At 66.3% G+C, this 14,660-nt stretch carries 14 protein-coding genes and 1 tRNA gene; 6 read left to right on the top strand and 9 right to left on the bottom strand.

Going from position 1 to position 14,660, the window contains the following annotated elements:
• Positions 1 to 58: 58 nt before the first annotated feature.
• Complete coding sequence (locus L5876_RS01890) at positions 59 to 694, top strand: nitroreductase (protein ID WP_236954396.1); 636 nt, start codon at positions 59 to 61, stop codon at positions 692 to 694.
• Between the two features lie 3 nt (positions 695 to 697).
• Here L5876_RS01890 and queF read toward each other — a convergent pair whose 3' ends face one another.
• Together queF and L5876_RS01880 are read right to left on the bottom strand one after the other, a co-directional pair.
• Positions 698 to 1,159: a preQ(1) synthase gene (gene queF, locus L5876_RS01885; RefSeq protein WP_236954395.1), complete on the bottom strand. Its 462-nt coding sequence runs from the start codon at positions 1,157 to 1,159 to the stop codon at positions 698 to 700.
• Positions 1,160 to 1,196: 37 nt separating this feature from the next.
• Positions 1,197 to 1,700 carry an Lrp/AsnC family transcriptional regulator gene (locus tag L5876_RS01880; protein WP_236954394.1) on the bottom strand — a complete coding sequence of 168 codons (504 nt, stop codon included), beginning with the start codon at positions 1,698 to 1,700 and terminating at the stop codon, positions 1,197 to 1,199.
• Positions 1,701 to 1,878: 178 nt separating this feature from the next.
• Between L5876_RS01880 and ald the strand changes: the two genes are divergently transcribed.
• On the top strand, positions 1,879 to 2,997 hold the full coding sequence (gene ald / locus L5876_RS01875; RefSeq protein WP_236954581.1) for an alanine dehydrogenase: 1,119 nt from the start codon (positions 1,879 to 1,881) through the stop codon (positions 2,995 to 2,997).
• A gap of 56 nt (positions 2,998 to 3,053) precedes the next feature.
• Here the strand turns inward: ald and L5876_RS01870 are convergent, their stop codons facing one another.
• The 3 genes from L5876_RS01870 to L5876_RS01860 form a co-directional block, all read right to left on the bottom strand.
• Complete coding sequence (locus L5876_RS01870; RefSeq protein ID WP_236954393.1) at positions 3,054 to 4,007, bottom strand: nitronate monooxygenase family protein; 954 nt, start codon at positions 4,005 to 4,007, stop codon at positions 3,054 to 3,056.
• A gap of 97 nt (positions 4,008 to 4,104) precedes the next feature.
• Positions 4,105 to 4,584: a hypothetical protein gene (locus tag L5876_RS01865; protein WP_236954392.1), complete on the bottom strand. Its 480-nt coding sequence runs from the start codon at positions 4,582 to 4,584 to the stop codon at positions 4,105 to 4,107.
• Positions 4,585 to 4,618: 34 nt separating this feature from the next.
• Complete coding sequence (locus tag L5876_RS01860) at positions 4,619 to 5,230, bottom strand: DNA-3-methyladenine glycosylase (protein ID WP_236954391.1); 612 nt, start codon at positions 5,228 to 5,230, stop codon at positions 4,619 to 4,621.
• A 95-nt stretch (positions 5,231 to 5,325) separates the two neighbouring features.
• Between L5876_RS01860 and L5876_RS01855 the strand changes: the two genes are divergently transcribed.
• Together L5876_RS01855 and L5876_RS01850 are read left to right on the top strand one after the other, a co-directional pair.
• The gene (locus L5876_RS01855; RefSeq protein ID WP_236954390.1) at positions 5,326 to 5,727 is read left to right on the top strand and encodes a hypothetical protein; all 402 of its coding nucleotides are present in this window, start codon (positions 5,326 to 5,328) and stop codon (positions 5,725 to 5,727) included.
• A 67-nt stretch (positions 5,728 to 5,794) separates the two neighbouring features.
• Positions 5,795 to 7,885 (top strand): TonB-dependent receptor, encoded by a 2,091-nt coding sequence (locus tag L5876_RS01850; protein ID WP_236954389.1) that lies wholly within the window; start codon positions 5,795 to 5,797, stop codon positions 7,883 to 7,885.
• Positions 7,886 to 7,888: 3 nt separating this feature from the next.
• Here L5876_RS01850 and L5876_RS01845 read toward each other — a convergent pair whose 3' ends face one another.
• Both L5876_RS01845 and L5876_RS01840 read right to left on the bottom strand, forming a co-directional pair.
• The gene (locus tag L5876_RS01845) at positions 7,889 to 9,022 is read right to left on the bottom strand and encodes a site-2 protease family protein (RefSeq protein ID WP_236954388.1); all 1,134 of its coding nucleotides are present in this window, start codon (positions 9,020 to 9,022) and stop codon (positions 7,889 to 7,891) included.
• Between the two features lie 135 nt (positions 9,023 to 9,157).
• Positions 9,158 to 9,244, bottom strand: a tRNA-Leu gene (locus tag L5876_RS01840).
• A gap of 150 nt (positions 9,245 to 9,394) precedes the next feature.
• Between L5876_RS01840 and L5876_RS01835 the strand changes: the two genes are divergently transcribed.
• Both L5876_RS01835 and L5876_RS01830 read left to right on the top strand, forming a co-directional pair.
• Complete coding sequence (locus L5876_RS01835; RefSeq protein ID WP_236954387.1) at positions 9,395 to 10,039, top strand: helix-turn-helix domain-containing protein; 645 nt, start codon at positions 9,395 to 9,397, stop codon at positions 10,037 to 10,039.
• Complete coding sequence (locus tag L5876_RS01830; RefSeq protein ID WP_236954386.1) at positions 10,036 to 11,685, top strand: M28 family peptidase; 1,650 nt, start codon at positions 10,036 to 10,038, stop codon at positions 11,683 to 11,685. Before L5876_RS01835 ends, L5876_RS01830 begins: the two co-directional genes overlap by 4 nt.
• A gap of 119 nt (positions 11,686 to 11,804) precedes the next feature.
• On the opposite strand, the gene L5876_RS01825 is transcribed toward L5876_RS01830, so the two are convergent.
• Both L5876_RS01825 and L5876_RS01820 read right to left on the bottom strand, forming a co-directional pair.
• Positions 11,805 to 13,646, bottom strand: coding sequence for a VWA domain-containing protein (locus L5876_RS01825; protein WP_236954385.1), 1,842 nt, complete (start codon positions 13,644 to 13,646; stop codon positions 11,805 to 11,807).
• A 233-nt stretch (positions 13,647 to 13,879) separates the two neighbouring features.
• Entirely contained in the window at positions 13,880 to 14,653 is a 774-nt protein-coding gene (locus L5876_RS01820; RefSeq protein WP_236954384.1) for a molybdopterin-binding protein, read from the bottom strand.
• Positions 14,654 to 14,660: the final 7 nt, after the last annotated feature.

Below are 14,660 nucleotides of genomic sequence, written 5' to 3'. Positions count from 1 at the left end.
CGCTCATATAAGAACGCCGTTATCGACGCGTCAAAATTCACCCGCACAAGGCTCTCAGATGACTGACGAAACGAACCCCGCCGCGAACCGATTCCCCGAGCCCGGCGAGCGCCTTGAAGGCGCACATCCGAGCACGGACACGCTGGCGCTTCTGGCCCGGCGGCGCTCGACCGCTGCGCGAGCCATGACCGAACCGGGTCCGGACGATGCGCAGCTGAAGACACTTCTCAAGATCGCCCAGCGCGTGCCCGACCACGGCAAGCTGGCCCCGTGGCGATTCCTCGTCTTCCGCGGCGAAGGCCGCGAGCGCGCCGGAGCGGTGGTGTCGAAGATTTTCGCGGGCAAGGAAGGCGGGAATGACGAGGCCAAGATCGCCGAGGAAGCTGGCCGCTTCACGCGGGCACCGGTGGTGATCGCCGTCATCTCTACGGTTCTGGAGAATCACAAGATCCCGGAATGGGAGCAGATCCTGTCAGCCGGGGCAGCGTGTCAGAACCTGCTGCTCGCCGCGAATGCGATGGGTTTTGCCGGGCAGTGGCTGACCGAGTGGTATGCCTACGACCCGCATGTGAAGGACGCGTTCGGCCTGCGCTCGGGCGAACGCATCGCCGGCTTCATCCATATCGGCTCGCCGGGCGAGGATCCGGTCGAACGGATCCGGCCCGACGCGCTGGTCAGCTTCTGGGGCGAATAGGGATCAGCCGCGGCCGCGATAGGGCGCGACACCCTGATCGGGCACCCACAGCCCTTCGGGCGGCTGGCCGGTCTGGAAGAAGACGTCGATCGGAATGCCGCCGCGCGGATACCAGTAGCCGCCGATCCGGAGCCAGGCCGGATCCAGTTCCTTTACAAGACGCTGACCGATCATCGTCGTGCAGGCCTCATGGAATGCGCCGTGGTTGCGGAAGCTGCCGAGGAAGAGCTTCAACGACTTGGATTCGACGATCCAGTCCTTCGGCGAATAGTCGATGACGAGGTGCGCGAAATCCGGCTGGCCGGTCACCGGGCAGAGCGAAGTGAATTCCGGGCAGGCGAAGCGGATCAGGTAAGGCGCGTCGCACGGATTGGCGACGCGTTCGAGAACAGCGGCTTCGGGCGAAGCGGGCAGCGAGGTGTCGCCGCCGAGCTGATTGAGGGTGTCGTAGCGCGTATCGGTCATGGACCGGCTAGCTAGCGCCGATCCGGCAGTGAGGCAATCAGGCCTCGTCGCCGAGCGGCACGCCGGGCCGGGCGAAGATCTCGCGAATCTGGACCTTCGACACGATACGTTCGACATGCGGCAGCACGCTCAGTGTTTCGCGGTGCAGCCGGTCGTAGGCGTCGGAATCCTCGACCTCGATCTTCATCAGGTAGTCGGTCGTGCCGCCGACGAAGTGGCAGAGACGAATCTCCTGCACCTTTTCGATCGCGGCCTCGAACTCGCCCTGCGCCTTGGCATTCTGGCTGGACAAATTCACGTCGAGCCAGACGGGGAAGGTCTTGCGGCCCATGGCCCGGGGATTGAGCACGGCAACGTAGCGGTCGATGATTCCGGCGCGTTCGAGCGCCTTCACACGGCGATGACAGGCGGACGGCGAAAGCCCTACGCGGGCAGACAGATCAGCCACGGTCAATTGTCCATCGGCCTGCAAGGCCTGGAGAATCAAGACATCCCGTTCGTCGAGGGCAATCGGCTCTGACGTCACTGACGATCCATCCACGGCGCGGCTCCAATAAGTTTCTACCCGTCGCGCAAACGCTTGGGGCGCCGTTCGGTTGCATCGCGATGACAGCCCATGATGGCGGAACCGGTTTGACCAGTGTATGAGGGCGCAAATTTCGTGGCGCGGACCCGGTGTGGTCGTGCCGAGATGATGACCTGCCCTTTGGAGACGAATGATGCGGATTGGTGTCCCCACCGAAATCAAGGTTCGCGAATACCGGGTCGGCCTGACCCCCGACGGCGCTTCGGAACTCGTGCGCGCCGGCCATGAGGTGCTGGTGCAGTCCGGCGCCGGGGAAGGCGTCGGTTTCTCGGATGCGGCCTACACCGCGGCCGGTGCGAAAATCGCCCCCGATGCCGAAAGCGTCTTCGGCGAGGCCGAACTGATCGTTAAGGTGAAGGAACCCCAGCCGTCGGAAACGGCGATGCTGCGCCCGGACCAGACTCTGTTCACCTATCTGCACCTGGCTCCGGATCCGGTTCAGGCCGAGGGCCTTCGCAAGTCCGGCTGCACGGCGATCGCCTACGAGACGGTGACCGACGCGGATAACCGCCTTCCGCTGCTGAAGCCGATGTCGGAAGTCGCCGGGCGCATGTCGATCCAGGTCGGCGCGCATTGCCTCGAAAAGACGCAGGGCGGGCGCGGCATGCTGCTGGGCGGCGTGCCGGGCGTTCTGCCGGCGAAAGTCGTCGTCCTCGGCGGTGGTGTTGCGGGCACGCATGCGGCGGAAATGGCCGTTGGCGCACGCGCCGACGTCACCGTGTTCGACCGCTCTGTGAAGCGTCTCGCCGAACTCGACACGCAATTTGCCGGCGCGATCAAGACCGCCTTCTCCACCCCCGCGGCGGTCGAAAAGGCCGTCATGGAAGCCGACCTCATCATCGGCGCGGTGCTGATCCCCGGTGCGGCGGCGCCAAAGCTCGTCACCCGTGCGATGCTGAAGGGCATGAAGGACGGCGCGGTTCTCGTCGACATCGCGATCGACCAGGGCGGCTGCTTCGAGACCTCCAAGGCCACGACGCACGACAACCCGACCTTCGTCATCGACGGCATCGTCCACTACTGCGTGGCAAACATGCCGGGCGCGGTGGCGCGGACCTCGACCTTCGCGCTGACCAACGCCACCCTGCCCTTCACCGCCGCCCTGGCGAACAAGGGCACGCAGAAGGCGCTGAACGACGACCCGCACCTGGCGCGCGGCCTCAACGTGGCGGAAGGCGAGATCACCTACGAACCGGTCGCCCACGACCTCAAGGTCCCGTATGTGAAGCCGACCTGGCTGACGAGCATCTAGGCTCGCCGCTCAACCCGATGCGAACGGCCCGTCCGATGAGGCGGGCCGTTTCGATTCTAGCTGCAGATCCGGGACTTCGCCGCGGCGTATTCGCGCGACAGGCGGGCGATCATTTCGGCCGCCGGGACGACGGACTTCACCGCGCCGATCCCCTGGCCTGAGCCCCAGATGTCCTTCCAGGCCTTCTTGGCGTCACCGCCGAAATTCATCGCCGACGGATCGCTTTCGGGCAGGTTGTGCGGGTCGAGCCCGGCCGCCGCGATGGACGGGGCGAGATAGTTGCCGTGCACGCCGGTGAAGAGGCTGGAATAGACGATATCGTCGGACGCGCCGTCGACGATGGCCTGCTTGTAAGCCTCGCTGGCGCGGGCCTCTTCTGTCGCGATGAAGGCCGAGCCGATATAGCCATAGTCCGCGCCCATTGCCTGCGCTGCCAGCACGGCCTCGCCGGTCGCGATGGACCCCGACAGCGCCAGCGGACCGTCGAAGAATTCACGGATTTCCTGCACCAGCGCGAAGGGCGACTTGATGCCGGCATGGCCGCCCGCGCCCGCGCACACCGCGATCAGGCCGTCGGCGCCCTTTTCCAGCGCCTTGCGGGCGAAGGTGACGTTGATGATGTCGTGCAGCGTGATCCCGCCCCAGGAGTGGACGGCGTCGTTCAACTCAACCCGCGCGCCGAGCGAAGTGATGACGATCGGCACCCTGTATTTCGCGCAGGTCGCCAGATCAGCCTCGAGCCGGTCATTCGAGCGGTGAACGATCTGGTTCACCGCAAACGGCGCGGCGGGCGCATCGGGGTGCGCCTTGTTGTAGCTGTCGAGTTCGGACGTGATCTGGTCGAGCCATTCGTCGAGCTGGCTTTGCGGGCGGGCGTTGAGGGCCGGGAAGCTGCCGACGATGCCGGCCTTGCACTGGGCCAGCACCAGGTCCGGATTGGAGATGATGAAGAGCGGCGCCCCGATGACGGGCAGGCGCAGTTTTCCCTTCAGAGCTTCGGCTTCGGCCATGCGTTTGGTCCCCTTCCCTCGTCCGCCAACCGGCGGAGTAAACAGCGTTCACGGGGAAGCTAGGGGGAGGTGGCAGGGAAGTCGAGCGGGTGAGGCGCTATTCCAGCCAGCCATAGCGGCGGCGCTCGGCTTCGGCGCGGAAATCTTCCTCGCCATAGACTGACCTACACAGGAATTCGAACAAGGAAAGGTAGATGCGCCCTTCGTCGTCTAAATCGGCGTTGAAAAATGCCGTCTGACCGACTTCGTAGCCCCAAAGGCATTCGCCGGTGTCCCAATCGAGATCGGTGTAGACATCAATCACACGGTCCGGATTGCCGTGAAACACTTCGACTACCCGGACGCCATACCGGCAACCCCGATTTTCCGGAAAGCCCGTGATCTCATCGAGACGCCGTTGCGCCCATTCGAGACTGCTGCGGCGTACTTCGTAAAACTCGAAGTCAATCACCTGGCCAGTGAAGATCACTGACCCCGCGTTGAGTTCCCAGCCTATGGGATAATCGATGCGAGAACATGCGTTTGCGGCTGACGGGACAGCAACAAACGCGACCGATGCGAGAAGCGAGCGCAACATCGTTACTAAATAACACACACGCTCGGACCTGTCTCTACTGATCCGGCGGGGCGTCGCAATGCGTCCACATATAGAGGGCGAGGTAGGAGCGGTGCGGCGCAAAGCGCTCAGCCGTGCGGACGGATTTCCGGCGCGGTGAGATGAGGCGTTGCAGCGTCTTGCGGGCCGCGACATCGCCGTCCGGCCAGACGTCCGGATCGCCGAACCAGAAGATGTTCAGCATGTCCGCCGTCCACTGCCCGACACCCCAGATGGCGGTCAGGCGCGCGGCGCGTTCCGGCGTGGTCAGGCCGCGCATCTCCTCGGCGTCCAGAGCGCCGTCCCGGGCCGCAGCGGCGATGGCGATCATCGATTTCGTCTTGGCGCCGGACAGGCCGCACGTTCGCAAAAGCTCGGCATTGCCCTCGTGGAAATGACCCAGCAGCGGGCGGCCCTCCGCGCTCGCCTCGACCCGGCCCCAGATCGTCCGCGCCGCCTTCACGGACAGCTGCTGCCCGGCGATGGCGCGGCAGAGATATTCCGCCAGCGGCAGATCGGCCCGGTTCGGCAGTACCAGCGGCCCGGCCCGCTCGATCGCCCGCGCCAGGTCCGCGCTCAGCGGCGCGGCGGTCTCGATGAAGCGGGTATGGATGGCGCGATGGGGCATATCGGGAGGCTAGCGCTGCGCCCGGGTCCGCGCCACAGCATTGCGCGCTCCATTGCCGCATGGGCCGAGTGCCGCGCCGGTGCTAACCGGGCTGGATGAACCGCTCGTTCGCCAATCTGCGCGCCCCGCTGGCACCGCTTTTCCTGGTGCTTGCCCTTCTGGGCACGGGAACGCGCGCGCTGACGCCCGACGGCTATATGCCGTCCACGGACGGTGGCTGGCTGTCGGTGCGGATCTGCTCGGGGATCGAGCCGACCTTCCTCGAGATCAATCTGGAAACCGGCGAAACCCGTACGCCGAATGCGCCGAACCATGACCGGGACGGCGCGCCCTGCGCCTTTTCCGCCGGAACAACGCCGGTCCTCACCACCGACGCAAGCGTTCTGCCGCTGCCTGCCGTTTCCGGATCGGCGAGTCCCGCCATTCCGCAGCCGGCCGCGCCGGACACGATCCGCCTGCGCCCCGCGGGCAACCGCGATCCTCCGCGCCTGATCTGAACCCCATTCACCGTTTCAGATCACATGTCCGGACGCGCCGCGGCGCGCCGGGATGGAGGACATATCCATGACCCGCCTTCATTGCCTGTCGGTCAGCGCCCTCGCGCTGACCGCGCTCTCCGCCTCTGCCCTTGCGCAGGAAACCAATCCTTTGACCGACGTGATCGTCGTTACCGGTCAGCGCCTTTCCACCGGGACCGACACGCTCGACCCGGGCGCGGAACCCGCTGCCGGCCCCGATGCCGCCGCGCTGGCCGCGCGCCTGCCTGGCGCGGCCCTGATCGACAATGGCGGCCTCTCGGGCCAGGTGCAGTATCGCGGCCTGTTCGGCCCGCGGCTCAATATCCGCGTCGACGGTCAGCGTTTTGCCTCCGGCGGCCCGAACCTGATGGACCCGCCGCTGCACTACGCGCCGATGCCGCTCGTCGCGGCGATCGAACTCGACCGCGGCGTTTCGCCGGTGTCGGCCGGCCCCGGCCTCGCCGGCGGTCTCGATGCCGTTCTGAAGTCGAGCGACTTCACCTCAGGCCCCGGCTTCACGCCGCACCGGGATGTGATGGCGGGCGGAAATTCCGCCGATGAGTCCTGGATGGCGGGCGGGCTCGCCGCAGTCTCGAACGACACGCTGCGCTTTCACCTGCTCGCTTCGCGCGAGGAAGGCGGCGACCTGTCTTTCCCCGGAGGCATTGTCGGCGGGACGGAACATGAGCGCAGCGTCTGGGGCGTCGGCGCCGGTGCGCGGATCGGGTCGAGCGAATTCTTCCTCGATGCAAGGCGGCAGGAAACCGGCCAGACCGGCAATCCGCCCTTCGCGATGGATATCCGCTATTTCAACACCGACATCGCCCGCGCCGGCTGGCGCGGCCGGTTCGGCGAGACGGAGATCTCTCTGACGCTGTCGGGCGCGGACGTCGATCACGCGATGAACAATTTCACGCTGCGGCCGGCCCCGGCGAACATGATGATGTGGCGCGAGACCTTCGCCTCCAGCGAATCCCGCTCCATCGACCTGCGGCTGTCGCATCCGCTGGCCGGCGGCACGATCAGCGCCGGTCTGGACCGGACCGAAGACACGCATGATGTGCGGATCACCAATCCGAACAATGCGAACTTCTTCATCGAAACGGTGAACGGCACGGAGATGAACCGCACCGGCGTCTTCGCCGAATGGGAAGGCCCGGCGCTGGGCTGGACGGTCGAGGCCGGGCTTCGCGCCGACTGGCACGAGGCGGTCGCCGGACTGTCCAGCGTCGGCCCCGCCGTGCCGGCCATGCCGGGCATGCTGGCGGCGGCGTTCAATGCCGGGCCGCGCGATCTGGACGACACCGCGGTCGACGCGGCACTTCGCGCCTGGCGGCCGTTGAACGAGGCCGTCACCTGGCGGGTCACGCTGGCGCGCAAGACGCGGGCGCCCGGCTATGTCGAGCGCTTCGCCTGGCTGCCGACCGAGGCGAGCAGCGGTCTGGCCGACGGTAATGTCTATGTCGGCGACCGGGCGTTGCGCCCCGAAACGGCATGGATCGTCGAGACCGGGTTCGACATTGCGGGCGATAATTTCTACCTGCGCCCGACCGTCTTCTTCCGGCAGGTCGACGACTACATCCAGGGTGTGCCGTTCGACGCCACGGTTGGCGTGATCGACACGCCGGTGGAGATGGTGGCCTCGATGAATGGCGACCCGACGCCGCTGCGTTTCGCCAATGTCGATGCGCGGCTTTACGGCGTCGATCTCGACTTCGGATACCGGCTCTCACCGGTCTGGCGGGTCGACGGGGTAGCGAGCGTCGTGCGCGGGGAACGCTGCGATATCGACGACAATCTCTACCGGGTGGCGCAGCCCTCCCTCACCCTCGCCGTGACGCGCGAGGCCGGGGACTGGTTCGTGACCGCAGAGGGCGTCGGCGTGGCCAAGCAGGACGATGTCTCGCTGACCAATTCCGAAGCCCCGACGGACGGCTACGGCCTTCTCAACCTGCATGCGGGCTGGGATGTGACCGATCAGGTACGCCTGTCGGCCAGCGTGACCAATCTCCTCGACGCCGCGTATGAGGAGCATCTGTCCGGATACAACCGCAACGCCTCCGGTGATGTCGGCCTGGGCCAGCGCCTGCCCGGCGCGGGCCGCGGTTTCGGCCTGCGCCTCAGCTGGCGGGGATGACGATCAGCCGACCCGGTCGAACAGCGCCTTCAGGCGGACGAATTCGGACAGGTCGGCAAGGGTCAGCACCCCGGCGAAGCGGCCGTCCCGCGTCACATAAAGGCGGGGCAGGCCGTTTCGCCGCATCCGCATGAAGGCATGGTCGGCGCGTTCCTCCGCGCCGGCCAGCGCCCCCGTCTCGGGCTTCACGGCGATATGCGAGACCGGCATGGCGGCGCGGTCGGCCGCGGGCACGGCGCGCGCTTGGTTCACGCCTGCCCCGCCGACGATGCGGCCCTCTGCATCGACCACGGGAAGCCAATCGGAATGGTGGCGCACCAGCCGCTCGTCGATGAAGCGGCGCACGCTCATCTCCGGCTCGGCTGTCTCTGTGCCGGGCGCGATCAAATCTCCCGCCGTCACGCCCGACAGCGCCACCCGGGCTTCGCCCTCGAAGCGCGAGGCGCGCGCGGCGGAGTTGAGGAAGAGGCCGATCAGCACCCACCAGATCGCACCGGCCATCCCGGCGAACAGGGCGAAGGCTGCCCCGGCGAGGATCAGGACCCAGGCGAACCCCTCACCCAGATAGCTGGCGAGGCGCGTCGCGGTCAGCCGGTTGCCAGTGACCAGCCAGGCGATGGCGCGGAAGACGCGGCCGCCATCAAGCGGGAAAGCCGGGATCATGTTGAAGATGGCGAGAACGAAATTGATCAGGGCGAGATAGTCGACCACCGCCGTCACGGCGATGCCGGCCCCCGCCGCGCCCAGCGCCGGCGACAGGGCCAGGAAGACGAAGCCCAGAAGCACGCTCATCGCCGGGCCGGCGATTGCCATCACGAGTTCGACAAGGGCGCGGTCCGGCTCTTCTTCCAGCTCCGCCGCGCCGCCGAGGATGAACAGCGTCACATTGCGGATCGGCAGGCCGAAGGCGCGCCCGACGAAGGTGTGGGACAATTCGTGCAGCAGCACCGAGACCGTCAGGCCCAGCGCCGACGCCACCGCCATGACGATGTAGGTGGGCGTCGACAGGCCCGCCGCAGCGTCGGGAAAGAAGCCTGCCGCCAACGACCAGGCGACCAGCAGCACCAGGAAGAGCCAGGACGGCTCGGCCCGGATCGTTATTCCGGAAAGGCGGAAGGAGAAGATGTAGGGACGCATGGCGTCACGTTAGCGGAATGGGTGACGCGCGCCAGTGGGGCGAATTGACCGGGTCGCGAGGTCAGTGCCAGTCGAAGCTCGCGAAAACGTTGGCGGCTCGCCCAGCCGAACCCCGGATCAAGTCCGGGGGTAGGCTGGTGCGGGCGGCCGGGATCGAACCGGCATGACCTTGCGGCCGAGGGATTTTAAGTCCCTTGCGTCTACCAATTCCGCCACGCCCGCACTGATCCGGACTCTTACCGCAAAACGCCGCCGCGCCTAGCCGAAGGCGCGCTGCTTTCCACGCCCGATTGCAGAACGCGCGGACGGATTGCCGCAGCGTTTCAGATTTTTAATTCAGTATTTCTCGATTTTTTGATTATTCGTTCGGGCATGACCGAGATCAGAACAGCCCCACGGCACCCCGCCCGCACCGGCACTGACGAGGCGGATCAATACTGGATCCTGCGCGAAGACCAGATCGACTGCCTGTCATCCGCCGTGCGGATGACACTGATCGACCGGCTAGCCGTCGACGGGCCGATGAGCGCGGAGGAGATCGCCCGCGCGATCAGCCTCAAACCCACCGCCGTCTATCACCACCTCGCGAAACTGACGCGTTGCGGCCTGGTGCTGGAGGCGGGCAAGCGCACCCTGCCCGGCGCCAAGAAGCCGCAGATTCTCTACCGCACGCCGGCACCGAAAATGCGCCTGATGGGGGCGCTGAACACGCCGGAACTGGCGCCGCGCGTTCTCGGCTGCGTCACGGCCACGCTGCGCCAGGCCGACCGGGATTTTGCCGCGGGGCTCGACATGGGATCGGCCCAGACCGACGGGCCGCAGCGCAATCTCGGCTTTTTCCGACTCGCCGCACGGCCGAACGCCGAAACGCTTGCCGCGATCAACGACCATCTCTGGGCCATTGCCGAGCTGATGTGGCAGGCCGGCGACGAGGGCGGACCGCCGGTCTCGCTTGCCTGGTCGATGGCCCCCCTGCCCGATCCCGAATGTCAAACCCATGAAGGAGACGACGCATGAAGCGCCGCCTTGTCCTGCCTCTCGTCCTCGCCGCGTGCTCGCCTGCAGCCTCCGGGTCAGATTTCGACGCCGCCTACGAGACCATTACCGGCGAGGCGATCGCCGCCGATATCGCCATTCTCGCCAGCGACGGTTTCGAAGGCCGGGGTCCGGGCGGCAACGGTGAGCGGCTGACGATCAATCACATTGCGGACGCTTTCCGCGAAGCCGGTATCGAACCGGCCAATGATGGCCGCTACTTCCAGCCCTTCGGTCTGGCGCACTATCAACGCGAGGGGCTTGGCCGCTTTTCGATCAGCGGGCCGTCGGGCGAAGTCGAACTGGCCGTGCGCGACGACTATGTGACGTTTGCCGGGCGTCCTTCCGCAGCGATCGACCTCGATCTCAGCCGTGTCGTGATTGGCGGGTTTGGAATCGATGCCGCCGAGGAGGGCTGGCACGATTATCAGGGGGTCGACCTGGATGGTGCGACCGTCATCGTATTCCGCGGCGATCCCGGGACCGCCACAAACGACGAGAGCCGCTTTGGCGGCAGCGCCCTGTCGGTCCACGGTCTGCTCGGCACCAAATATGATGCGATTTCCGCGCGCGGCGGGGCGGCCGCCATCGTGATCCACACCGATGCCAGCGCCGGCTACCCCTGGGCCACGATGGCCGCGGGCGGCGGCGGAAACGAGCAATACTTCCTGGCCGAGAGCGACGACACGCATCTCGAAATGGTGGTGCACATGTCCGAGCCCGCGGCACGGCGCCTGTTCGACGCGGCCGGTGTCGATTTCGACGCCACCTACAGAGCCGCGGCCGAACCGGGCTTCCGCGCGATCGAAACGACGCTGCGCGCCAGCGGCAGTCTGCGCGGCGTGGTCGACGTGACCGAGACCAACAATGTGATCGGCCGGATCGAAGGCCGCGAAGCCCCTGACGAATGCGTGATCTACACCGCGCACTGGGATCATATGGGGACCAATCCGGAAGCACCGGAAGGCGATCCGGTCTACAATGGAGCCCTCGATAACGCGTCGGGCACGGCGATGCTGATGGCAGTGGCGCGGGCCTTTGCCGAGATGGATGCGCCGCGCCGATCGGTCCTGTTCTTCGCCACGGCGGCAGAGGAACGTGGCCTCTACGGGGCCAAGCACTTCGTCGCCAATCCGCTCTGCGAGCCGGCGAACATTGCGGGCGTATTCAACATGGACGCGCACTTCCCGTTCGCTGACCAATGGAATGCGATGGTGGTGCCGGGCCTCGGGACGAGCGAGCTGGAAAACTATATCGGTGCGGCGGCGAACCGCCTCGGCCGCACGCTTATCGAGGACAGCAATCCGCAGGCTGGCGGCTTCTACCGCTCCGATCACTGGCCCTTCATCAAGGCGGGCATTCCCGGCATCTATGCCGTTGGCGCTCCGGACGAAGCCCAGATCGCGGCGGATGATACGATCCTTCCGCAATTCGCGAACTACATGCAGAACGGCTATCACCACGCCGCCGACGAATATGATGCCGAGGTCTGGCGGATGGGCGGTATCGAGGGCGATGCGCGCATCTATTTCGAGGCGGGCTTCACCCTTGCGGAGAATGACGACTGGCCGGAATTCTCGGTCGGCACGCCTTACCGTGTCCTTCGCGAGGAGATGCGCGGCGAATAGAAACGGGAAAAGGCTGCGGCACGCGCCGCAGCCTTCACCACCCCGGGGGCTCGCGAGGAGCCTGGGCCCTGTCCCCGGACGAAGGCTCGAAAGCCGTCCGCCCAATCCCGGGGCCGTTCCTACCGCGTGTCGGACTGCATGCCCGGCTTGGTCGTGCCGAGCGCGATGCGGCCCGCCGCGGCGTTCACCAGTTCGATGAATTCGGCGCGGTGGCCATATTCATCCTCACCGAGCGCCCATTCGGCTTCTCTGGCGATGAAGTCGTAGGTAAAGCCTTCGTTCGCGATCCACGGGTCCTCGCGCAGCATCTGGGCAAAGCCCGCGACCAGCACCGAGAAACGCACATCGTCCGAGGCGTCCGCGAAGGCGCCGACAGCGTTGTCGTCCGTCACCGGCTGCTCGATCAGGATGCTTTCATCCTCGCCCGGCCGCTTGTAGCGGATGCGGACGAAGGCGTATTCGCCGTCGGTCGAGGCTTCCGGCTGGGCGTTGCCATAGCGCAGCGGATCGTTGCGCAGGCCGTCTGAATCCGGGGCGGCAATCTCGTAGATCGCCGTCACGGAATGGCCCGATCCGATCTCGCCGGCATCGACCGCGTCATTGTTGAAGTCCTCGCGGCGGAGAAGACGGGTCTCGTAACCGACAAGGCGGTATTCGCCGACGCGGGCCGGGTTGAACTCGACCTGGATCTTCACGTCATTGGCGATCGGGAAGAGGGCGGAGAAGCTCTCCTCGACGAGGAAGCGGCGGGCCTCGCGCTCGCTGTCGATATAGGCCGCGATACCGTTGCCGTTCTGGGCCAGGGTCTGCATCAGCTGGTCGTTGTAATTGCCCTCGCCGAAGCCCATCACCGACAGATAGACGCCGCTTTCCCGCTCGCGGGTGACGAGGTCTTCCAGGCTTTCGTCACGTGTGACGCCGACATTGAAGTCGCCATCGGTCAGCAGCATGACGCGGTTGATCGCACTGTCATCGAAATTGGCCCGGGCGAAGTCGTAGGCGAGCTGGATGCCAGCCCCGCCCGCGGTCGATCCACCCGCCTCGAGCATGTCGAGCGCGGCGTGGATGCATTCGCTGTCAGCGGCGCGGGTCGGTTCGAGGATTGCCCCCGCTGCACCGGCATAGACGACGATCGAGACCCGGTCTTCCGGGGCCAGCGTGTCGGTCAGCATGTGCATGGCACTGACGGCCAGCGGCAGCTTGTCCGGGGCCGACATCGAGCCCGAAACGTCGATCAGGAAGACGAGATTGGCGCCGGGACGCTCGGTCTCGGGGATGTCGTAGCCCTGGATGCCGATATGCATCAGTTCGGTCTCGGCATTCCACGGATTTGGCAGGACGGTGACGTTCGCGCCAAAGGGCGTGTCCATGCTTTCCGGCAGCGGGTAATCGTAGGTGAAGTAGTTCACCATCTCCTCGATCCGCACCGCATCGGTTGGCGGCAAGTCGCCGTCCCGCAGGAAGCGGCGGACATTGGAATAGCTCGCCGTGTCGACATCGATGGAGAAGGTGGAAACCGGATCCTCGCTCGTCACCGCGACCGGGTTGATCTCGACATCCTCATAGCGCTCGCGGTCGATATCGCCGGGCACGGGCTGAGGCTGAAGCTGCGGCTCTTGGGGCGCGGCGATCCGCGAACCGGTCACGACAAGTGCATCCGCGACCTCGGCCGTTTGTCCTGGAGGCGGAGGAGGCGGCGGAGGCGGAGGCGGGGGCGGCGGTGGTGGGGGCGGCGGGGCTGGCGGCGGAGGGGTCGCGCCATACATAGGCCGGCCACGGCCGGCGTAATCCTCTTCCTCGTCATAACCACGATGCGCGACCAGGGTCGGGCAGCGCTCGAAAATGCCGTCGAGATCATAGCGCTGCGGCTGGCGCTCCTGTGCGGCGGCCATCGGTGCGGCGGGCAGCGTCGTCAGCGCGATCGCGCAGGCGGCAGCTCCGCTCAAAAATCGGCGTTGCATGGTGGTGTCCCTTCCCTGTCTGTCCCCGCGGGTCCGGAACGTTAAACCGGATTCGTGCGACAGACAGGCGGAATCGGGGCGATTTGAAGAGAATTGCGGCGGGATGCGGTATTTTCTCTCCCCCTCACCCTCCCCGACGTTCGCCTTCGGCTCAGGCCGGGTCCCCTCCCTCTCCCTCGAGGGAGAGGGAATGACGCGCGGCCCCGAAAGGGACGCGCGTCAGGGTGAGGGGGTTATTCCGATATCCGCGCCGGAATGCCGCCCGCCTGACGGACCAGGGCTTCGAGCGCCTGCGCGACGGTTTCCAGTTCGCCCGCATCGGTCGAGCGGGCCACCAGATTGGTACCGCGCTTGATCGACCCGCCGGGCTGTTCGACGAAGAAGGGGTAGGAGCCGAGCGAGACGCCGGAATGGTCCGCCTGCAGCGTCCGCAGCGCGTCGGCGATATCCCCTTCCCTCAGACCGCCGGCAGAGACGGTGACGGCATGGGTGACTGCGCCGCGTGTCAGGCGCGGGGCGATGTCTTCCAGCATGCCGCGCGCGATCTTCGGCACGCCGGCCATCACGAAGACATTCTCAAGCTGGAAGCCCGGCGCGCCGGTGACGGGGTTTGCGACCAGCGTCGCGCCATCCGGGATACGCGCCATACGGCGGCGGGACTCGGTCAGCGGCGTATCGGTCTTCGAATACCACTCGTCGAGGATGGCCATGGCGTCGGCGCGCTCGCCGATATTGACGCCGAACGCCTTGGCGACGCTGTCGGCGGTGATGTCGTCATGCGTCGGGCCGATCCCGCCCGTGGTGAAGACATAGGTGCAGCGGTGCCTGAGCGCGTTCACCGCCTCGACGATGCGGTCTTCCTCGTCGGACACCGTCCGGCATTCGACGACCGGAATGCCCAGCGGGGCGAGGAATTGCGCGATCTGCTGCAGATTGATGTCGCGCGTGCGCCCCGACAGCAATTCATCCCCGATCAGCACCACGCCCGCCGTCACCCGTTCGCTCATGTCCAGC

The organism is Hyphobacterium sp. SN044 (assembly GCF_021864465.1).
In the GTDB taxonomy this organism is placed as follows: Bacteria; Pseudomonadota; Alphaproteobacteria; order Caulobacterales; family Maricaulaceae; genus Hyphobacterium.
This window is presented reverse-complemented; position numbering and strand designations above follow the sequence as displayed.